The sequence below is a fragment of the Vulcanisaeta sp. genome (assembly GCF_049966235.1).
GTDB lineage: Archaea > Thermoproteota > Thermoprotei > Thermoproteales > Thermocladiaceae > Vulcanisaeta > Vulcanisaeta moutnovskia.
The window spans coordinates 13,066-33,189 of sequence record NZ_JBMFVA010000013.1 but is presented as its reverse complement, the minus strand read 5'-3'; the positions used below and the strand labels follow the sequence as shown (position 1 = coordinate 33,189).

The 20,124-nt window shown below is 47.5% G+C and carries 22 protein-coding genes and 1 tRNA gene; 13 read left to right on the top strand and 10 right to left on the bottom strand.

All coding sequences use genetic code 11. The features are described 5' to 3' along the window. Window positions 1-202 precede the first annotated feature (202 nt). The 4 genes from ACP5L5_RS08065 to ACP5L5_RS08050 all read right to left on the bottom strand — a co-directional run bounded on the left by ACP5L5_RS08065 (window position 203) and on the right by ACP5L5_RS08050 (window position 4,707). On the bottom strand, window positions 203-1,624 hold the full coding sequence (locus ACP5L5_RS08065; RefSeq protein WP_428762920.1) for an alkaline phosphatase family protein: 1,422 nt from the start codon (window positions 1,622-1,624) through the stop codon (window positions 203-205). Next, window positions 1,617-1,841: a hypothetical protein gene (locus tag ACP5L5_RS08060; RefSeq protein WP_428762918.1), complete on the bottom strand. Its 225-nt coding sequence runs from the start codon at window positions 1,839-1,841 to the stop codon at window positions 1,617-1,619. Before ACP5L5_RS08060 ends, ACP5L5_RS08065 begins: the two co-directional genes overlap by 8 nt. 102 nt (window positions 1,842-1,943) lie before the next feature. Further along, complete coding sequence (locus tag ACP5L5_RS08055; protein ID WP_428762916.1) at window positions 1,944-3,056, bottom strand: cytochrome ubiquinol oxidase subunit I; 1,113 nt, start codon at window positions 3,054-3,056, stop codon at window positions 1,944-1,946. Next, window positions 3,049-4,707: a cytochrome ubiquinol oxidase subunit I gene (locus tag ACP5L5_RS08050; protein ID WP_428762914.1), complete on the bottom strand. Its 1,659-nt coding sequence runs from the start codon at window positions 4,705-4,707 to the stop codon at window positions 3,049-3,051. The genes ACP5L5_RS08055 and ACP5L5_RS08050 overlap by 8 nt, the downstream gene beginning before the upstream one ends. 192 nt (window positions 4,708-4,899) lie before the next feature. Between ACP5L5_RS08050 and ACP5L5_RS08045 the strand changes: the two genes are divergently transcribed. The 3 genes from ACP5L5_RS08045 (at window position 4,900) to ACP5L5_RS08035 (ending at window position 8,419) form a co-directional block, all read left to right on the top strand. Beyond that, the gene (locus tag ACP5L5_RS08045) at window positions 4,900-5,835 is read left to right on the top strand and encodes an EVE domain-containing protein (protein ID WP_428762912.1); all 936 of its coding nucleotides are present in this window, start codon (window positions 4,900-4,902) and stop codon (window positions 5,833-5,835) included. A gap of 76 nt (window positions 5,836-5,911) precedes the next feature. Then, entirely contained in the window at window positions 5,912-7,201 is a 1,290-nt protein-coding gene (locus ACP5L5_RS08040; RefSeq protein WP_428762910.1) for an MFS transporter, read from the top strand. Between the two features lie 174 nt (window positions 7,202-7,375). Next, entirely contained in the window at window positions 7,376-8,419 is a 1,044-nt protein-coding gene (locus ACP5L5_RS08035) for a phospholipase D-like domain-containing protein (RefSeq protein WP_428762908.1), read from the top strand. 31 nt (window positions 8,420-8,450) lie between these two features. On the opposite strand, the gene ACP5L5_RS08030 is transcribed toward ACP5L5_RS08035, so the two are convergent. Further along, window positions 8,451-8,996: a hypothetical protein gene (locus ACP5L5_RS08030; RefSeq protein ID WP_428762907.1), complete on the bottom strand. Its 546-nt coding sequence runs from the start codon at window positions 8,994-8,996 to the stop codon at window positions 8,451-8,453. A gap of 201 nt (window positions 8,997-9,197) precedes the next feature. Between ACP5L5_RS08030 and ACP5L5_RS08025 the strand changes: the two genes are divergently transcribed. Continuing rightward, the gene (locus tag ACP5L5_RS08025; RefSeq protein WP_428762905.1) at window positions 9,198-9,698 is read left to right on the top strand and encodes a hypothetical protein; all 501 of its coding nucleotides are present in this window, start codon (window positions 9,198-9,200) and stop codon (window positions 9,696-9,698) included. A gap of 66 nt (window positions 9,699-9,764) precedes the next feature. Here the strand turns inward: ACP5L5_RS08025 and ACP5L5_RS08020 are convergent, their stop codons facing one another. Then, window positions 9,765-10,337 carry a class I SAM-dependent methyltransferase gene (locus ACP5L5_RS08020; RefSeq protein WP_428762903.1) on the bottom strand — a complete coding sequence of 191 codons (573 nt, stop codon included), beginning with the start codon at window positions 10,335-10,337 and terminating at the stop codon, window positions 9,765-9,767. Between the two features lie 458 nt (window positions 10,338-10,795). After that, window positions 10,796-10,917: transfer RNA gene (locus tag ACP5L5_RS08015), tRNA-Pro, on the bottom strand. A gap of 94 nt (window positions 10,918-11,011) precedes the next feature. Here ACP5L5_RS08015 and ACP5L5_RS08010 point away from each other — a divergent pair. Continuing rightward, complete coding sequence (locus ACP5L5_RS08010; protein WP_428762901.1) at window positions 11,012-11,155, top strand: hypothetical protein; 144 nt, start codon at window positions 11,012-11,014, stop codon at window positions 11,153-11,155. Window positions 11,156-11,437: 282 nt separating this feature from the next. On the opposite strand, the gene ACP5L5_RS08005 is transcribed toward ACP5L5_RS08010, so the two are convergent. Continuing rightward, window positions 11,438-12,298 (bottom strand): prephenate dehydratase, encoded by an 861-nt coding sequence (locus ACP5L5_RS08005; protein WP_428762899.1) that lies wholly within the window; start codon window positions 12,296-12,298, stop codon window positions 11,438-11,440. On the opposite strand from ACP5L5_RS08005, the gene ACP5L5_RS08000 reads away from it, so the two are divergent. Continuing rightward, window positions 12,291-12,443, top strand: a complete 153-nt coding sequence (locus ACP5L5_RS08000; RefSeq protein ID WP_162467046.1) for a hypothetical protein — start codon at window positions 12,291-12,293, stop codon at window positions 12,441-12,443. The two genes, ACP5L5_RS08005 and ACP5L5_RS08000, sit on opposite strands and share 8 nt — an antisense overlap. Window positions 12,444-12,461: 18 nt before the next feature. Here ACP5L5_RS08000 and ACP5L5_RS07995 read toward each other — a convergent pair whose 3' ends face one another. Further along, window positions 12,462-13,475, bottom strand: a complete 1,014-nt coding sequence (locus tag ACP5L5_RS07995) for an isocitrate/isopropylmalate dehydrogenase family protein (RefSeq protein WP_428762897.1) — start codon at window positions 13,473-13,475, stop codon at window positions 12,462-12,464. Between the two features lie 111 nt (window positions 13,476-13,586). Here ACP5L5_RS07995 and ACP5L5_RS07990 point away from each other — a divergent pair, with 111 nt between their 5' ends. After that, window positions 13,587-13,934: a cupin domain-containing protein gene (locus ACP5L5_RS07990; protein WP_428762895.1), complete on the top strand. Its 348-nt coding sequence runs from the start codon at window positions 13,587-13,589 to the stop codon at window positions 13,932-13,934. Between the two features lie 30 nt (window positions 13,935-13,964). Here the strand turns inward: ACP5L5_RS07990 and ACP5L5_RS07985 are convergent, their stop codons facing one another. Further along, window positions 13,965-15,125 (bottom strand): 2-isopropylmalate synthase, encoded by a 1,161-nt coding sequence (locus tag ACP5L5_RS07985; protein WP_428762948.1) that lies wholly within the window; start codon window positions 15,123-15,125, stop codon window positions 13,965-13,967. Window positions 15,126-15,374: 249 nt separating this feature from the next. On the opposite strand from ACP5L5_RS07985, the gene ilvB reads away from it, so the two are divergent. The 6 genes from ilvB (at window position 15,375) to ACP5L5_RS07955 (ending at window position 20,124) form a co-directional block, all read left to right on the top strand. Further along, window positions 15,375-17,087, top strand: a complete 1,713-nt coding sequence (ilvB, locus tag ACP5L5_RS07980; RefSeq protein WP_428762893.1) for a biosynthetic-type acetolactate synthase large subunit — start codon at window positions 15,375-15,377, stop codon at window positions 17,085-17,087. A gap of 1 nt (window position 17,088) precedes the next feature. Then, window positions 17,089-17,373, top strand: coding sequence for an ACT domain-containing protein (locus tag ACP5L5_RS07975; protein ID WP_428762892.1), 285 nt, complete (start codon window positions 17,089-17,091; stop codon window positions 17,371-17,373). Then, window positions 17,366-18,349, top strand: coding sequence for a ketol-acid reductoisomerase (ilvC, locus tag ACP5L5_RS07970; protein ID WP_428762891.1), 984 nt, complete (start codon window positions 17,366-17,368; stop codon window positions 18,347-18,349). Before ACP5L5_RS07975 ends, ilvC begins: the two co-directional genes overlap by 8 nt. Window positions 18,350-18,448: 99 nt before the next feature. Further along, window positions 18,449-18,637 carry a hypothetical protein gene (locus ACP5L5_RS07965; RefSeq protein ID WP_428762889.1) on the top strand — a complete coding sequence of 63 codons (189 nt, stop codon included), beginning with the start codon at window positions 18,449-18,451 and terminating at the stop codon, window positions 18,635-18,637. Between the two features lie 14 nt (window positions 18,638-18,651). Further along, window positions 18,652-18,822: a hypothetical protein gene (locus ACP5L5_RS07960; RefSeq protein WP_428762887.1), complete on the top strand. Its 171-nt coding sequence runs from the start codon at window positions 18,652-18,654 to the stop codon at window positions 18,820-18,822. Between the two features lie 51 nt (window positions 18,823-18,873). Continuing rightward, window positions 18,874-20,124, top strand: a complete 1,251-nt coding sequence (locus ACP5L5_RS07955) for a 3-isopropylmalate dehydratase large subunit (protein WP_428762885.1) — start codon at window positions 18,874-18,876, stop codon at window positions 20,122-20,124.

The window sequence follows — 20,124 nt, the reverse complement described above, 5'->3', positions numbered from 1 at the left end:
CCCGCACTGACGTTGGGACTTCGCTGAATGTGTTAAGACCACTGGCCGTGAAGTGATGAGGATGGGAGAGAAGTAAACCACGAACCAATGATACCTAAGGAAACCCCACTCCAGGAGCAGGGAGGGGGTTCTTGTACTCGTAAATTCAACAGAAGATGTATACTATCTTAAGCCTTAGGATGGGGTAATTATGAAGGCGGATTCAGGTGTTTGTATCGTTAAATTGCATCACGTATTGGTACACAGTGTCGTTAATAATACCTAGCCTGTAGAGTAGTGTGTAACCGGTGTAATTACCCTTGATTAACGCTACATAACCATAATGCACTGGGTACTGGAGCGGTATTGGGTATGTCCAGTTGAGTGGTGTTAGTATTATTGGTGGCCTTGGTGTTTGACTGAAGTTGAACGCCATCAATAGGCCATTGAGGTCGGAGTTAGCCACTATGGGTGTTAGGTATGGTAAATGCCAGTTATAGTCTATGAACGCAAGTAGTGTGTAGCCTGATAGGCTATAGTTATCAATCCAACTCTCCTTGGCATACGGCGAAATAATTAGTAGGGGGACCCTCTCACCCAGCACGTTATAGTACGGCAGGCCTAATTTGCTTAAATAGCCGTCCTCACATCCTGGATTTAACCCGTAGTTGTAAATTATTGGTGGCGGGACTTGGTCGAAGAATCCACCACCCTCATCAAAGGTTATGAAGATCACCGTGCTATTCCAGTATGGGCTATCCTCAATGGCATCTATGAAATAGGCCAGGTTTACCTGGCCCTGGGTTAAATTGAACGGTGGGTGCAGGTCGAGGGCAGAGTGGTCATCATGACCATCACCGCCGGTGAACATTAGAAAGGAGATGCTGGGTAGGTTACCGTCCCTTAAATCCTCCAGGAATACCGAGGTATTGAAATAATGATTGCTGTACCTCGATGAACCCGGTATTAGTGATAATGGGTATGGTGGTAATGGCTGGTCCTGCCTATAGCCGTAGTCAAAGTAGGCCCATGATATATTATACTCAGTTAATTGGTATAGTATGGTTTGGTTAAACGATACCCTACACCCAGATGCACCAAACATGGGTACTGGGTAACCCACTAGGTAGGATATCCTATTGGGCATTGTGGTGGCTAGGTCGGGTGAGAAGTAGTTATCGGCCAACACGTACTCCTCCGCATAGTCCCATAGTAGGGGGACCTGCTCATAGGATAGGTAGACCATTGACCGGGAGCCGGACCCATTAATGAACCCATTCATTGCGCCGAAGTTCCAATCAACGTGGTAATTCCTGTAGCCTTCCCAGGGATCCTCAAGCATTACCGAATTGGCGTAGGATACCTCGCCTAAATACGCGCCCAGGCCCAGTGGTCTCATTAATGATAATGTGATGTTATTAATTATTGGCGGCGTTCCGAAGGGATAAACCCCGTATATGTTGTCGAAGGAGTGATTCTCAAGGATTATTATGATGACGTACTTAATAGGGGTTGTCGTTGAATTAACAGTACTTACCTTAGGTGGTGGCGAGGAAAACCTGGTTGGGCAACTATGGGGTATTAGGATGAGGGCTATCACTAAGGAGACCACAGCCACTATTGCTATTAGGAGACTCCTACGCATCTAAGCCAGTAGGTTCATGGTTATTTAATAAAGTTACTCCGTTTTGTGAATAGGCCTGGGTAAACGAACAATTACCGAGTAATGAGGTGAACGGCTTGTTCGAAGCCTCAATGGGTTTAACGGCAGATCTGGCGGTTAAGGCGTTAACAGCTGCGCCGCTCAGGGGCACCTGAATCAAGGGCACTAGGGATTTTAGAAAGTCCCTCCTATTGGTCATTGTTCACATTGGGTAATTGGCATTAATTTAAGGGTTTGAATGCAAATGTTAAGGATGAGGGATTATCCTAGTGTAGTGGGTGTTTGGGGATAAATCATAAACTCACTCCTCTGGTAGGAATCTCCTTATTATGGCGTAGTATAGGGCTACCGTGAAGATTGCCGTGAATATGAGCGTTGATAGGAGCATTGTGTACATGGCGATTAGGGGTAGTGGTATGAGCGTGTTTAGTAATTGGGTTATTGGTATGCCTGAACCACCGCTTATGAATAGGTATGGGTACCTGGAGCCATCGTTCACGTACTCCATGAGCACGAGTACGGCCTCAGCTAGGAGACCCGTGCTAATGACGGCTGGCCTAACGACCCTACCCCTCATCACGGCGTAGAAGGCGTATAGGGCTGTGGTGCCCAGGGCTATGGTTAGGGCTACCGCGGCGTAAAAGGCTGGGTAGAACATGACCGAGCTAGGGTCATAACCGAGTAATGGCCCCGCAATGTTACTGGCTATGTATGGGTCGTACCTCTCAAGGACTGTGAAGTAGTAGGCCCCGGCAATGGCCTGTGGCACGAGCAGGGCCAGGCCAGTCCCTAGGGCAATCCTCACGCCCTTCGGGTTCATGTTCCTCCTGGTGGCCAGTACGGAGGCTGTTACGAAGGCCCCAATATCCATAGCACCAATGAGCGTGTGGACTATGAGCGGTGGGTATACTGGGTTTGAGAGGGCGGTCAATAAATTGGCCGTGGTGTACTGTGGGTAGTCGAGGCCTGCGAAGAGGTATCTGAAGCCCACTGGTACGAGGAGTACGGATATGGCGAGCGGCACGCCAATTAGGCTGTGGGTTCTTGGGTCAATCCTACCCCATAGGTGCCAGTATATGGCTATGAGTGGTATGCTCAGTAGTATGCCTACGAGGGCTATGGCTATTGGGTAGAAGTAAACCCTCGTGAATATCGCGGTCATTGATGGGAAGAGGCCCGCCATGAACACCGTCAGTATCGTGCCCCAGACACCGCCGAAGAGCTCGGTCACGACCATGAGCCTAAACATGTCCCTGGCCACGGACTCAAGGCCCGGGTCTCTGCGTAGGTAGGCTAGGTACCTGGTTATTACCGTGAGCACCGTAGCCCCGATAATCACGTTAACGAAGACCAGGTGCATCTCGAGGGCGAAGCCAAGCACCGCAAAGGATAGTAGGGCTAGGTAATTACTCATGGCCAACCACCCCAGCTAATTCCCTAATCCTATCCAGTAGACTTGGCCTTGTGGCCACGTAGTACATGGCCAGGGCCCCAACAATGGCTATTACAAGCAGTATGGTGATTACGAAGGCCACGAAGCCCGGGGTTATTGCGTCCCCTGTGACGACCTCATTCGTGGTTATTAACCCATACACAGTCCACGGCTGTCTACCAATCTCCCTCGCTGCCCACCCGGCCGTGGCGGCTATAGCCGATAAAACAGCCATTGCTGAGGCTAGGAAGGGCATTACGTTGTCACTACCTATCAATACACCCAGTACTTCATTGTTTATGAAATCCGTTATTACCGATAGGATTGGCACCCTCACGAGGTACGTGAATAGGGCCAAGGCGGCCGCCACAGCCAGTAATATGCCGGCCCCAATCATTGTGTAGTAGAACGCGCTCACCAGCGGCGCCAATGGCTCCAGGGAGAGTACCGCTGCCTCACAGTTCTGGGCCAGCGTCACGTTGGCCAGTGGACCGAGGTATTTGAGCATCCCTGGGTCTAGCTCGCCGTAGAGTTGGCCGAAGGTGGTATTGCCCAGCGAACTGCATTGGCTTAGATAGTATTGGAAGCCGTATAGTGGGTGGTATGGGTTTCCATAGGCGAATAGCGCCTCCACGGGGTCGTAGTACTCATACCCATAGACCCCTGGACCACTTGTCAGCGTGGTTAGTGCCGTGAACTTTAGTGGTTGGTATGCAACCACATCATCGCCCATGAAGTGTCCGAGGACTATGGGCTCTATGAGGAGTACAACGGTGAGTATCCAGAGGAGAGGCTTTAGTAGCTTGATGTACTTCTCGTCATGAGTCCTGAAGAACCTTATTGAGAGGGCTAGGGCCACGGCACCCACACCTATTGCGTAGGCCGCGAGTAATGTGTGTAGCGTGGTCACTACGGCGTCTGGATTAATCATTGGCAGCCATGGGTTTGTGAAGTAGGTGCCGACAAGCGATGTGAAGTTCGTGCTCGATAGGGCGACCGAGCCAGCGCCATCTATTGTGTAGTGCAGGAGGAGTGCGGCTAGGTTTAGTGTTGCCGTTAGGTTTGCGGCGCTTGGACCGTAGGTGGGTAGGAATGGGTATAGTGAGTGTGGTATTTCACCCATTCCCCAGGGCACGTTCATCCAGGCATTCGCCGTAAGTATGAAGTACCCGGAGAGCGAGCCGAGGAGCCAGGCCGCGATCAATATGCCTAGTGTGTACCTTGCCCTCCACCTGCCTATGGCGATTATGAAGAATACCACGAGGACTGCCTCGCCTATGAAGGCTATGGTGGCTTCGTAGAGGAGTGGGATGAAGGCTGAGGAGGAGAAGAGGAGTATGCTAGTTGGCCAGATATCCAGTAGGCCGAACTCCACTATGGTGCCTGTGACGGCGCCGAGGGCGAAGTTCACGGCCCAAATCATGGTCAGGGTCTTGGAGTAGTTGATGAATAATGCGTCTCCGGTCCTGTACCAAGTGATGAGCCAGGCAAGTATGGCCAGTGGGAAGCCCAGTGTGAATGATACGAAGACTGCGTGTAGGTAAATGCCGATTATGGTCATGACCATTGCGTTATTAACGTTGGCGCTATGTACGTAAATCTCATTGAGTACTCCCAGAGCTGAGTTAGTCATTTAGGTCATGGTATTACCCAAGCCCCTAATTAAAATGCTTAAGTATCGGTTGTTCATTGTGGTTTGTGATTTCCAGTTAAATTCACTGGCGTTGAGGCATGGGTTTATTTATTATTCAATTGCATTCAGTTGAATTATGACATGGCGTGACCCCCAGCAAAAGTTTTTCTCTACCTAGGCTATGTATTACCCGTGAATTACTGGCTTGTCATTGTGAGGGAGAGAGTCTTCATGGGCATTGTCGAGACGGGCCTATTTGGTTGCCGTGATCCGGAGTGCGGCCTGCTAATGACTAGGGTCAAGCCCGGCACCCGCCTAGTGCTCTTCGTAAGCGGCTTCGGCTGTAAGTCCTACTGTAAGTCCTTCGTAGGGATTTTCGAAGTTGTTAGTGATTGGGTTAAGGCTAGTAAGAAGTTGAATGATTGGTCCCACATGGTTGAGGTCAAGCCGATAGCCCTGGGTAGGGTTGAGCTCGGCAGCATAGCCGGCAAACTATCGTTCATTAGGGGTAGGAGGAGCATTACCGAGGCCCTACACTCCGTGGATCCATCCAACCCCAGGGCTATGCCCATGCCCGTTGAGGATGCGGAGTTGATAATTAATGAATTGAGGAGACAGGCGGTGCCTAAGCCCGTGATTGAGATTTGGGGAACCCCGAAGGGCGGCGCTGAGAGGGTGGTTGGTGGGGCAGGTGCTGAGGTTAGATTAGCGACTCAGGGCATTAATGAGGCAGTGGCGTTGTTGATGGAGGTAGCTCAATTGTTTGGTTATTACCCAGTAAGTAATGTGGATGCGGGTGAGTATAGGCTTGACCTTGCCTGGTGGGGTAATGAGGATGAGTATAGGGATGGATTGGCGCCATTAGCCGTCTTTGAGGTTGTTGATAATCCTGAGCAGGCATTGGCTAGGCTTAAGCACGCGAGGGATAGGTGGAGAGGCGTTAAGTTGTATGCCGTGGTTAGGGATGAGAATGCCGGGAAGGAGCTTGAGAGGACCTTGAGGGGCTCATTTCATGAGCTTAGGAGGAGGGTTAAGGTATTATCACTGGGTGGGTTGAGGGATTTCGTCAAGGACCTCAGGAGGCATGGTGAGTTGGTTAGGGAATTCGTGATGCTAGATAAGGATTAAGCCGCGTTGTTACCTGGTCTAAATAACCTATTGCGGGTGCGGTAATACTTATATATCGCTCTAATCGATTAATAACGTGACTGGGCAGGCAGTTGCTGAGGGGGTTAATGTTAGGGCCATGGTTGGTGGTATGCTTGGTTGGATGGTTGATGTCTTTGACCTAACCCTGGTCCTATTCATAGCCTCGGTACTGGGCATGTACTTCTTCCCACCAACAAGCCTAGTCGCCAGGCTCCTCTTCGTATTCGCCTCCTACTCACTGACCCTGCTCGCCAGGCCCCTGGGCGGTATAATATTTGGCCACATAGCCGACAGAATTGGTAGGAGGCTAACGATGATGGTCACGTTGATAGGCTTAGGCATATCCTCAGCCCTAACCGGTGCATTACCGACCTACCAACAAATTGGGTTAATGGCCACCGCACTCTTCGTGTTGCTTAGGCTCTTGGTTGGCGTGTTCGTCGGCGGTGAGGTGAGCGGCTCACACCTGGTGGCTATTGAGAGTTCGTCACCCAGGTATAGGGGCTTGGTCAGCGGCGTGATTGAAAGTGGTTATTACTGGGGCTACGCACTTGCAGCATTCACCTTCGCCTCGCTAAGGGATTACTTTGGGACCAAGGCCTTCGTGGCCTATGGCTGGAGGTATGCCTTCCTCGTCGGCTTCGCGGTCGCCGTAATAGGCGTCCTACTGAGGCTAACAGTTGATGAACCGAGCATATACAGGGAACTGAAAAGGGCGGGCAAGGTGTCCAAGGCACCCGTTATTGAGTTCTTCAGTAGGGGCTACCGCGATGCTTTGATAGCCCTACTTCTACTCGCCGGAATCTTCTGGGTTGCCTACGCAACTCTCGGCTTTCTACCAACCTACCTAGGAACCTTCCTAAGGATTCCCCTATCCACGGTGTTCTGGGGACTGACCTACGCATCGCTCATTGGTGGTGTGATAACGATAATTGGTGGAGTATTGAGTAATGTCACGAAGAGGAAGTACGCATTCCTATACTACTCATTAATAGGTATTATACTCGCCTATCCACTAACGGCGATTTTGAGGAGTTCCTTCCTAACCCTCGTGGTTTCGGCGGGTATCCTAACCAGCGTCATTGGCACTGGCGGTGTCATGCTTGCTTACCTAGCCGAGCTATTCCCGACACGATTTAGGGGCTCGGCAATAGGCTTCCTATGGAACATGGCCTCCATAGGCGCAACGGCAGCCCTACTCACAGCCCCATTCTGGCTTAGGCTAGGCCTCGTGGTTGGCTACTCGGTAATGCTCATTGTTGGGTTTGTAATAGCGATAATAGGCACCGTAATAACCCGCGATAACACGGGCATTGAGTTAAGGAAGCTCGATGAAGTCTCGTAAACCAGGCATGAGGGTTGTCTTAAAGTCATCGAGGTCTCGTGCCCATTTTAGTAATAATTAACTAATGGTAATTTCAATTTCTCTAGGCCAAGAACCCTAATTGACCATCACACGGCCTAACCACCTTGGAGATTCCTCGTCATACTTAAGTAGGGTAACCTATAATTACAATTAATGAAGGGCGTACTCATTCATATTTGTCACAGGCTCGATGAGTGCTTAGATAGGGCTAGGGGCCTCAGTGATTTAACATTGTTTAATGCAGCGACTGGGTTTATTGATTATGATGGGTTATCGTACGTACTTAATTACCTGGGGGATATTAACGATGTTAGGGTTGTAGTCGGTAACTTGGGTCCGATACCGAGGGCTATCTATGAAGGGTGGCGTGACGTGATTAGGGTATATCCAAACCTGCACACTAAACTTTACCTACTTGGTAGTGGTGTTGCCATTGTCGGTAGCGCCAATTTAACGGTTGGTGGTCTTTATGGTAATGTTGAATTGAATATTTTAATAAGAGATGGAGGACTTTATAGTCAATTAATGAGGTATTTTGAGGAATTGTGGCTTAATGCTAAGCCGCTTACTGAGGATTACGTGGAGGATGCTGAGGAGGTTGAGGTTAGGAGCACGAAGCACAGCGCCGCTGGGTTTGTGAACGAGGTGAACAGGGCATTACTAGATATCTTGGGTGTTAATGAGGAGTGCCTTACCACGTTTAACCCTAAGCGGTGCGCTGTAGCTGTTGCCGAGGCCATCAACAGGGGATTCCGTGATTGTGGAGACTTGCCGGAGAACTGCGTTGTTGATGCTGTTGCTGAGGAATTGAACCTAGAGGTTAAGGAATTGGCTAGGCTGTTAATTAGGGGGCCTGGCTTAACCGTTGTTGCAGGACACCCGCTATGTTGGGTTAGGACATTCATCAACCTGCTGAGGACTGGCCGTGTAAGTGTTGAGGAGTTGGATAGTGGTGTTAAGATTTATGAGGCTATGGTTAGGGAGGCGTCGCGGAAATGCCCAAGCAGGGCTGGGGAGCTTGCCCGTGATGAACTTATGAGGCTTGGTGATGAGCGTTATAGGGATGACTATGTCAGGTGGAAGATACCATATAGGTTACTGTCGCTGGCCTTGGTACTACCAATCACTGACTGTAGGTTGGTTGGTATTCGCAGAAGAGATGGTAGTGCGTTGAGAAGGCTGGCCTGTAATCAGTAGGGTAGCCATAACTATTGATTACTTAGGGAGGTCACAGGCATGGTGTTATGTTTCCCATAAACTCCCTTAACTGCTTTATACAGGGGTGTCCCGGGTTTAAGTGATTAATTATGGTAACGTAATCCTCCTCCCTAATTGATATTATTGAGAATTGCATGTGGTCTTGCCAACCACCACGACCACTCCTTGCCTTATTCGTGATGAAGTATAGATTATTCAATACGAGATTGATATCCACAGCGCCTATGTGAAAGTCGTTGAGCTTCTCAATCTCTATTATTACATTAAATTTATTCTTCGGATTCCAACTCATTAACGCTGGGTGATTGGGATTCAATAAACCACTACTCCTAACTCTATAGGGCCCTAAGAACACCCTCTGGCACTTACTGGGTGCATTGACTATACTCGTCCTCAATGATCTAACGTAGAATATTATGAAATCGCCAGGTTTCACAAACTCCCTCGCTGTAATTCCGTACTTCTCATTATCAACGCCAAACGCACAATACTTTAAGCAAATGACAAGGTTTTGTGGATTAGTGGTAAAGACCCAGTGCATGTTAGTGTTGCTCATTAATGGCTTTTACTGTAAGTCAAAATATTAATATTAATCATATGGGTCCGTAATCTTCCTACCGAATATGAATTTCATCCCGGTACCGGGCAAAAATACCTTTCGCCTTGACGATTAGGCACTATTAACGTGTTCATTCAGCTTCATCTTGGTCGTGAAATAACCACCAAATATTTGGCCTGCTAAATGGGATGATTAGATATGGGTGCCACCAAATTCATGGATCAACTCAGTGAGGTAGTTGAGCCGATAAGGTTGGCGCTAATTATGCATGTTTCCTCCATAATTACTGTAGTAATTACGGTTATTACCACCGCAATAATTCGTTATCAAATAACCTACGCATCACTGGTATTATCAATAGTACTACTCACGGCAGCACTTACGAAGTTGCATAAGGCCCTGGGCAGGGCTAAGGAGCTTTATCTCACGAGGATTAGAGACGCCGTATGGAGCCAGAGGGCGATGCTTGATGTGAATAGGGAGAGTGAGGAGTTGTGGATTAGGGCTAGGCTTTATGTTGTTGCCTTGCTCGTGATGGTTATTACGTCATTATCCCTAATGGTGTACCTGTTGATTAGGTCGTTAAGTCTAGCGGTACCTTACAACGTAATCACGTGGATTAACCTTACCTTAGTAATAATCCTCTCGCTCATGGAAGTCTACGTAATGGCTAGAGTAAATTGTGCGGTATGGATTTAGTGTGCATTTAACAATGCTAACCTCACGGCGATACTAATCACTACGTAAGTTACGATGTTATGTGCTTTACTTTATTGATGCTTCGTAATCACCTCTTAATGGTTGTGATTGTGAATCGCGGATCCTTGAATTTATCAAACAAACGCTATACCTCGAACCATCATCTAGGTATTCCCTCACTATGCCGATGATATCCCCGTAATCATAAACGATGGCCTTATTATCAATGAAGTGCAGGTGGAAGTTTGGGAAATCAATTATTAATAACCCACCATCCCTCAGATTCTCACGGAAGTTCTTCAGCACCTCCATGTTACCCTCATCATCGAAGTAGCCAAAGGATGTGAACCAATTTAAAACGACATCAACCTCCCTTCCCAGTCTAAAGTTCCTCATATCGCCGATGAAGTAGTGATCCTCAAAGTCTTTGTGATTACTCCTTGCGATTTCGATTAATTCCGTTGAGATGTCTACGCCGTATACCTCATAACCGTAACCCCTAAGATACTTATGAAGTCTGCCATGCCCGCAGGGAATGTCTAGGATTGTCCTGCATTTTTCATTTAATTTCCTACCGTAAAAATCAACCAACGAATGGACATAAAATGCCTCCCTCTCATTCCCTTCCTCATTCCTCAACGTCACATCACAAACGGATTAGGAAGTCTCGCCCTTTAGGGCGGGGTTGGTTTTAAAATTTTGGTTTTTCTGTGGGTTTGGGTGTTGGGTTGGGGCTCATGGCCTGCTAGGCTCGCCCCAACCTCCCCGGTGCTGACGGCAGGGACTGAAAAGTGATGCCACGCCCGTGAAGGACGCCCGAGGATGAGGGAAGCCCCAGTGGGCGAAGAACCCACGCCCATCAGGGCGAGGAGCCGTCAGCACTATATCCTCGCCAGAAATATTTTAACCTTAATTCCCTACATGCAGGAAATAAAAGTATTAATTGTACTGGAAAGTACGTGGGAGTGATTTAACGAAAATGCGTGAACCAGGGCAATGCAAAACTTGAGTACCTAAACAACATAACCCACGGGCAGGCAAACGTTTCTCCCATTCCTAATCAGAATCAAATTAAGGAAATACAAAAGCATAACAGTTGGTGGGGCCGCCGGGATTTGAACCCGGGATCACTCGGGCTCTTGTTCATTTTTCTGGATCCCGAGCCGAGCCTGAGGCGTGGTTGAACCCACGTATCCTAGCCAGGCTAGACTACGGCCCCTCGTTGTAAGTTCCTACTATGGTTTTAAGGTTTTTGTTTTCGTGGTTCAATTAAGGATTAAATCTTTAATAATACTTTGTTGGTTTATTCTATAATGCCTAGTTTTTATTTGTATGTCGTTGTGATGATTGTGGTTGCTTTGATTGCTATTAGTGCGTACTTAGGTATGAGATTAGCTAGTTATAATTCTAAGTTGATAGTGCTTCAAGCTAAGTATAATCATTCAATTACCATATGACTATGTTGTTCTAGAGACCAACATAGGTAATGTAACAATACCATTATTACCACAGCAATAAGTCATTTCGTAATACTCATCAAACCTAAAATCCTATTATCTAAAATAAAGCTAATGGGACAGAAACACCTCACCACCCACTATAGTACTATTTAGTAATACTAAGATCTAGCGCAAAATGCTTAATCAATCCTAACCTAATCAGCAGTGTATAACAACGACTACGCACTTAAATAGGGTGATAGTTCTAGTATTAATGCTTTGAGGATGGTGGTACTTTAATCATTCAGTTCTTAAATGCCTATAGCTACCGAGCACCTTTAAATACGTTGTTACGCCCCCCAACTGCCTTAAGGCATTATCACAATCCTCATCCTCCAGTTGGCATTCCATCTCGAGTAGGAAATCGTAGCCCCATGGACTCTGCCTATTGGGTTTTGAGTATATCATTGACAGGTTTATTTCCTTCTCCGCAAATGGCTTTAGGGCGTTGTACAGTGAGCCGGGTCTATTGGATACTGAGAATATTAGCAGTGTCCTATCGCCAATGGTTGATTTATTCCTCGTTATTATGAGGAATCTCGTGTAGTTTGGCCTATCCTCAATACCGCACATTAAGGCCTTTAAACCGTGAAGCCTTGCGCCGAACTTCGACGCCACGGCAGCCCTATTCCTATGCCCCTTTATCTTCTCAAGGGCCTCTGATGTTGATTGCGTGTAGTTTATTGAGGCGTTTAGTCTTGTTATGAAGTTCATGGCCTCCATTATTGCATGCGGATGTGAGTACAGCTCCGTAATTTCACTGAGGTCATTAACCTCCTCATTAACAACGAGACATAGAGAGACTCTATACTCCACGGAGTACTTAATGCCTACGTCCCACCTAATGAGGGCATCCATCGAATCACCAACAACACCAGCCAGGTTATTCTCTATGGGCACGATCCCAAGCCCACAATCATTATTGAATACACACTTAACAACATCACCAACGCTCCTCATAGGTCTAAACGGCTTATTTGTACCGAAGAGCCTTATGGCAATCTCATGGGAATAACTACCGCTGGGTCCAAGGAATGCTATTGAGCCATTACTAACGTACTCATTAATAATCCTCAACAGCAATGGCTCATTAATGCCCATAATAGCATTACTGAGCACATTATCATCAATAGCCTTCGACATCATTATTGCCTTAAGCCTTGAGATGCTTGTCTCGAGGCTTTTTAGGATCTCCGTTAGTTCCTCCTCCCGAATTCCGAGTTGTTCACAGCTAATGAGTATATAGGTTATTTATAAGCATTACCTAGCCCAGTTTTCTAATTACTTCCTCAGTGAACTCCTCGGTCCTTGCATTACCACCAAGGTCAGGCGTTAACTTGACCCCCTCACCAAGTGCCTTAATTACTGCATTCTCCACTGCCGACCCAGCACTTACATACTTATCATCACCAACCCTCTCACCCCACCACCTAAGCATCCAGGCGACACTAAGTATCATCGCCGTTGGATTCGCAATGCCCTTACCCGCGATATCGAAGGCTGCCCCATGGACTGGCTCGAACATGGCCTTACTATCGCCTATATTAGCCGACGGCGCAAGCCCTATACTACCCGTCACATAGGCCGCTATGTCACTGAGTATGTCTCCATAGAGGTTCGTGGTAACTATCACGTCGAAGTCCTGGGGTCTCCTAACCATGTCCATAACCGCCGCATCTATGTACATCTCATTAACCGCAACATCCGGGTAATTCTTGGCAACCTCCTTAACCGTATCCCTGAATAGGCCGTCGGATACCGTTAATACGTTCGCCTTATGAACAATGGTAACCCTCCTGCGCCTACCCATGGCTAGGTTAAAGGCGACCCTAGCTATCCTCTCGCTGGCCCTCCTCGTTATTAACCTAAGGGCTATGGCAATATCATTACCAAGCATGTACTCGGCCCTTACATACACATCCTCCGTATTCTCACGCACAATGATTAAATCAACACCATCCCTAACAGCCCTAACCCCAGGGTAATTCCTCGCTGGCCTAATATTGGCATACAGGTCGAAACCCCTTCTCAACTTAACGACAACCTCACCTGCGCTCTCACCGACGGGCCCCTTCAATATGGCGTCTGAGGACCCAATAATAGGCCAGTACTTACTCGGTAAGGCCTCGCCATACTTCCTAAGGGCGTTATCGCCAGCATCCACATACTGAAGATCTATCGTTAATCCATATTTTACCGCAGCAGCCTTTAGAACCCTTACCGCGGACCCCGTGATCTCAGGACCAACACCATCACCCTCTATTACGACAACCTTCATTAGACAATGAATACATAGCCCATTTTTATTTATTAACCATAGTATAAATATAGTAATTAAGCCGCAGGCAAATACTTAATAAGGTAAATAGTTACTAACTAATGATTTAAAATGACCGTCCTAAGATATGAAGAATCAGGTTGGGAGAGATTAGGTGACTTAGTATTTAGGCGTCATGTCCATGGTTCGAGGATTACAATAGCCCAATTCAAACTATTAAAGGGCTCCGTGGTAAAGCCTCACTCTCATCCTCACGAGCAGGTTTCAATAATCGTTAATGGGCGTGCCAAGTTCATTGTTGGTGATGATACGTATATAGTAGGCCCAGGTGATGCCGTGCATATACCACCCAATGTCATGCATGGTGTTGAGGCCATTGAGGACTCATTAATAATCGATGTATACTCACCGGTTAGGGATGATTGGATCAGGGGAGATGATAAGTACTTAAGGTCTTGATTTTAACCCGTTATTTAAAATAAATTAATCTCATTGATTCACTATCTCGCTAATTATGTGCCTAATGTCCTCTTCAGACACCCTCAGGCCCATGTCGCCCAATTCCTTAATCCTCCTTAGCACCTTATTGATTATGTCATTGTTCGGTTCAATGCCCATGGACTTCAGTATATACTCTATGGAGTGCCTACCACTGTGCTTACCAACCACAACTCTCCTACTCATACCAACACTCTCCGGGTTAATCGGCTCATAAGTCAGCGGATTAGTTAGTACTCCATGAACGTGGATTCCCGATTCATGAGAGAAGGCGTTTGCGCCAACAATGGCCTTGTTTGGTGGTACTGGTATCCTGAAGAGCCTTGATACGAGGTCCGAAACCTCCTTAATCCTCTCAAACCTAATCCTCGTTTCATAACCAAGCAAGAACTTAACGGCGGATGCTATCTCCTCAAGAGCCGCATTACCTGCCCTCTCGCCAACGCCATTGATTGTACCATGGGCCTGGTCGGCCCCAGCCTCTATCGCGGCTACGCTGTTTGCAACGGCCATCCCGAAGTCGTCATGACAATGAACACTCAATAAGTAATTACCCCTAACGTTTTGTCTAACGAATCTAACTAAAGTAGCCATCCTGTTTGGCCACATGACGCCTACTGTGTCAGCAATATCGAGTCTGTCAGCACCTGCATTAACAACCTCCTGAAAAACCCTGACTAGGAAGTATGGGTCACTCCTGGTGGCATCCTCTGCGCTGAACTCCACGGTTAATCCATGGGACTTCGCATAACTCACGGCCTCCACAGCCGCCTTAATAACCTCCTCCCTACTCATCCTTAATTTATACTTCATGTGTATGTCTGATGTGGCTATGAAGATGTGAATCGCCGGTACATCAGCATCTAAAGCCTTATTGATATCCTCCTTCCTAGTCCTAGCCAGCACAATGACCTCTGAATTCCTTACCTCCCTGGCTATGTCCCTAACAGCCCTGAACTCACCATCACTAACTATTGGGAAGCCAGCCTCTATAGAGTCAACGCCTAACTCCTCAAGCTTCAGAGCAATCGCCAACTTATCCTCCGGTTTAAGGGCAACACCGGGTGTTTGCTCACCATCTCTCAGCGTGGTGTCTAGGAACCTGGCATACCTATTTGATGCCCAACCCCTGACTACGTCCTCCTGAGCAATCTAACCCACCAATTACTTAAATAAAAATACTCTATTTAAGTATTTCCTTAAGATATAGACTAGCCATATTGCTTGGTTGATCCACATTATACTAATTACGCGGTGGAAAAGCTTAAATATTTTATAAATTAACTTATGTCCAATGAGGTACTTTATTCTTTACGTACAGTAAGGATAAAAATGAGGACCAAGATCGGCGAAGAACCAATACGTACCCCAACGATAGTAACAGGGTACTAGGTGGTGATTATGCCTAGAGCTATTGATTTACTTGTTAGGGAGATGAAGAGTATGGGCGTTAATGAGATCTTCGGAATAATTGGTGGCCAAATAATGCCATTCTTCGACGCCCTCTATAACTCGGGGATTAAGGTTTACATGTTTAGGCATGAGCAGGGTGCTATACACGCCGCTGATGCCTATGGTAGGGTGACTAGGAAGCCCATGACTGTTGTCGTGACCTCTGGGCCTGGCGCCACGAATTTGGTCACGGGGCTTGCCAACGCCATGATGGACTCATCGCCATTAATAGCCATAACTGGTCAGGTACCCACGATATTCTTTGGTAGGGATGCCTTTCAGGAAACGGACATAGTTGGTGCTACAATGCCCATAACGAAGCACACATTCATGGTTAAGAGACCTGAGGACTTAGTCCCAGCCTACAGGGCCGCGTATGAAATTGCTATCGATAGAAGACCAGGTCCCGTGCTAATAGATGCGCCTAGGGACGTCCAATTATCCGAGACTAAGGGTGAGATCACTAGGGATATTCGTATTGCTAAGAAGATACTGCCTGAACCAGACCCATCACTTATTTCCTACGCCATTAAACTACTCCTAAATGCTGAAAGGCCCGTAATGCTTGTTGGCGGTGGTGTGTGTTGGAGTGGTGCGACTAATGAGGTATTGACCCTCGCCGAGTTGTTGGGTATGCCCATAGTGACGACACTGCTTGGTAAAAACTGCGTACCAAGTAATCACCCATTGGTTATGGGGACACCTGGAATGCATGGTAGGCTTGAGGCTGATGCAGCCTTAATCAACGCTGATGTAGTACTGGCTGTGGGCACTAGGTTCAGCGATAGGACTGTGGGAAACTTTAATGAGTTTAGGAGGGGTAGGAGGATCATACACATAGACATTGACCCGAGTGAGGTTGGTAAGAACGTGAAGCCTGAGGTGGGTATTGTCGGGGATGCTAAGACTGTGCTCTTGGCGATGATAAATCTAATGCCCAAGGCCCTGGAGCGGAGTCATGAGGCGTTCATAAGGTGGTTAAGGAGCATTAAGGAGAGCTATGAGGAGTATAGGAATAAGGTGCCATTCAGTGGATTCGCACCCTGGAGGGTCCTAAAGGTCCTTAGGGAGGTCATGCCGCCACACGCCATAACAGCCACTGGCGTTGGTAGCCACCAAATGTGGTGTGAGCTTCATTGGGACGTTTATGTACCGGGCACATTCATAACCAGCGCCGGTCTTGGTACAATGGGCTTTGGAATACCGGCAGCCCTCGGTGCAAAAATAGCTAGGCCAGGTGCGCCTGTGCTTGATATTGATGGTGATGGCTCCTTCCAAATGACAATGCAGAACCTAGCCCTCGTTCGTGAGTATAATCTGCCAATAATAGTCACAATATTCGATAACTCAACGCTTATGCTTGTTAGGCATTGGCAAGTCATGCTGTATAGTAGGAGGATAATTGCCGTGGACTTCAACATGAACCCGGACTTCATGAAGATTGCTGAGGCGTACGGTATTGATGGTGTAAGACCTAGTAATTACGATGAGTTAAGGATGGTGGTCTCAAGAGCCGTTAGGAATAATGAGCCCCTGATAGTGGATGTTACGATAGATAGAGAGAGGGATTTCGTACTACCGTTTGTGCCGTCTGGTAAGTGGCTTGAGGAGGCCATAATGCCTGAGGGCTTCCATGTTGATCTTAGGTATAGGGGTGATTGATGTGGGCTGTGGTGATTTCTCAATAGAGTTCGCAATAATCAATGAGGTTAATCCGCTGGATGCTGTGGTTAGGGCTATGAACGTGCTCAGGAGGGGTAAGATTACGGTTAGGCACATAACCATGGATATGAGTGATTCTGCGATAAGGGTTTCGGTTAGTGTGTCTGGTGAGGAGGATGAGGTTAGGTGGGTTTGTAATAAGCTTGATAAGCTTTACGATATAGTAAATGTTAAATATATGCCCGAAGAAGTACAGTTGAATAAGGTGGTGATGAGTAATGGTTAAAATATACAAAGATAGGGATGCCGACCTATCAGTACTAAGTAATAGGGTTGTTGCCGTGTTAGGCTATGGTATTCAGGGTAGGGCTTGGGCACTAAACATGAGGGATAGTGGTGTTAAGGTAATTGTTGGTGTTAGGCCTGGTAAGAGCTTTAACCTGGCTAGGCAGGAGGGTTTTGAGGTATACTCCGTGGGTGAGGCCGTGAAAAAGGCCGACATCATTGCCGTACTACTCCCAGACATGACCCAGCCAAGTATTTGGTCTGCAGAAATAGCGCCGAACCTGAGAAGAGGAATGACTGTGATTTTCGCCCATGGTTTCAACATAAGGTTCGGGCTAATAAAGCCGCCCAGTGACGTCGACGTAGTACTAATAGCACCTAAGGCTCCAGGTAAGGCCGTTAGGGATGAATTCGCCGGAGGCTGGGGCGTTCCCGCCCTGGTGGCTGTTCACCAGGACTTCACTGGAAATGCGCTTAAGACAGCCCTTGCTGTGGCTAGGGCTAATGGGTTCACGAGGGTTGGTGTCATTGAGACCACCTTCGCCGAGGAAACCGAGACTGACCTGATTGGTGAACAGAATGTGTTGGTTGGTGGATTACTGCAATTGCTTAGGTATGGTTTTGAGGTTATGGTGGAGCTTGGTTATCAGCCGGAAGTTGCTTACTTTGAGGCGATAAATGAGGCTAAACTGATAATGGACTTGATATGGGAGCGCGGGTTAACTGGCATGTTGCTTGGTGTTAGTGAGACGGCTAGGTATGGTGGGTTAACCGTGGGTCCCTTCGTGATTAATGAGGATGTTAAGAGGAGGATGAAGGAGGCTGCCGAGAGGGTCAGGAACGGCGAGTTTGCTAAGGAGTGGGTCAATGAGTACCAAAGGGGCGCACCTAGGTTGAGGGAGCTCCTTGAGCAGGTACAGAATAGTCGGGTGGAGAGGGTTGGTGAGGAGTTGAGGAAAATGATGCGCAGCGGTTGACCCCCATCATTCTAATTATTGATGAACCATTCATTAAAATGGCAAAGATATCTATGATAGAGGACAATCACGAATCATCACTAGAGATTTGCCTACCCAGTGGATTTAATAAATAAAGTTAGGAAGGCATTGAGCTACTTGGACGAAGGCCCTGTCTTCATACACGTAATAGCACCATGCCCACCAGGATGGGGTTTTGATGATGAGAAAATGATAGAGATAGCGAGATTAGCCACAGAGACAGGCTACTTCCCACTATACGAGCGGGACAAGGATAGATTAATATAAATCCACCAAGCGATATGTACATAAATAAGTCATTAAGAAAGCGCCTTAAGGAATTCGTAAAGGCTCAGTTCAGGTGGTCTCACATAACCGATGAGGAGATTAAGGAGCTTGAGAAGGATATTGATGACTTTCTACAATACCTATGGAGATTGTCCGTAAGCTCAGGCGTTAAAGAACCTTTATAGATTAATTATATACCGGGTAATTAATATAAATACTATATTTAACCTAACACAATGCCCCAAACACTCACCGAGAAAATATTAACCAGAGCTTCAGGTAGGCGGGTAAGCCCTGGCGATGTTGTTGAGGTCAATGTCGACCTAGTGGCATTCCACGATTTAACGGGATACCACGTGGTCGAGGTTATGGAGAAGATGGGCAAGGTCAGGATTTGGGACCTTGATAAGTTTGTTCTGGCCTTCGACCACCTGGCGCCACCGCCAACCGAGAGAGCTGCTGAGATTCAAGTTGGGCTTAGAAAGTTCGCAAAATCACTTGGCGTTAAGTACTTTCATGATGTTGGTGATGGAATACTCCACCAATTACTTCTTGAGAGGTATGCATTGCCTGGGCAGGTGGTGATGGCCGCAGATAGCCACACAACGACCGCCGGTGCCGTGGGCGCTTTCGCGCAGGGTCTTGGCGCAAGCGATATAGCCGCTATAGTAATCACTGGAAAGACTTGGCTCATGATTCCTGAGCCCTTCAAGATAAGGCTAATGGGTAGGCTAAACCCTGGAGTTTATGGAAAGGATGTGGCACTACACATACTCCGTGAGTTTAAGGCAGAGGGCCTTAGTGGCAAGTCCGTTGAGTTCTACGTTGATGACCCGAGCGCATTCCCAATGGATTATAGGGCCACGGTATCAAACATGGGGACGGAAATGGGCGCCGATGCAGCTATGTTTATTCCTGATCAGGAAACCATAAATTACATACGTAATACTAGGAATCTCGATGTAAAGCCAGTAACGCCTGACCTAGGGGCCAAGTACATGGATGAGTACGATATAGAATTAAGTAGGCTTGAACCCCTTGTGGCTGCACCCCACAGTGTTGATAATGTTAAGTCGATAAGCGAGGTTGAGGGCTTAGATGTTGATTACGTGTTCATAGGCTCATGCACCAACGGCAGGCTAAGCGATATTGAAGCCGCGGCAAAGATATTAAAGAGAGGTAAGGCTAAGGCTAGGTGCATAGCCATACCAGCCTCCAGGGACGTGTTTGAGAGGGCTCTTGAACTTGGTTACATAGATATACTCGTGAAGGCCGGCTGTGTTGTTACCTACGGAACCTGCGGACCATGCATTGGCGGGCACTTTGGGCTTGTTGGTCCAGGCGAAGTGGCAGTCTCAACAAGCAATAGGAATTTTATTGGTAGGATGGGTTCAAAGGAGGGTAAGGTTTACCTGGCGAATGCCGCCGTGGCTGCAGCGACGGCGCTCGAGGGTAAACTCACTGATCCAAGGAAGTACCTTTCATAA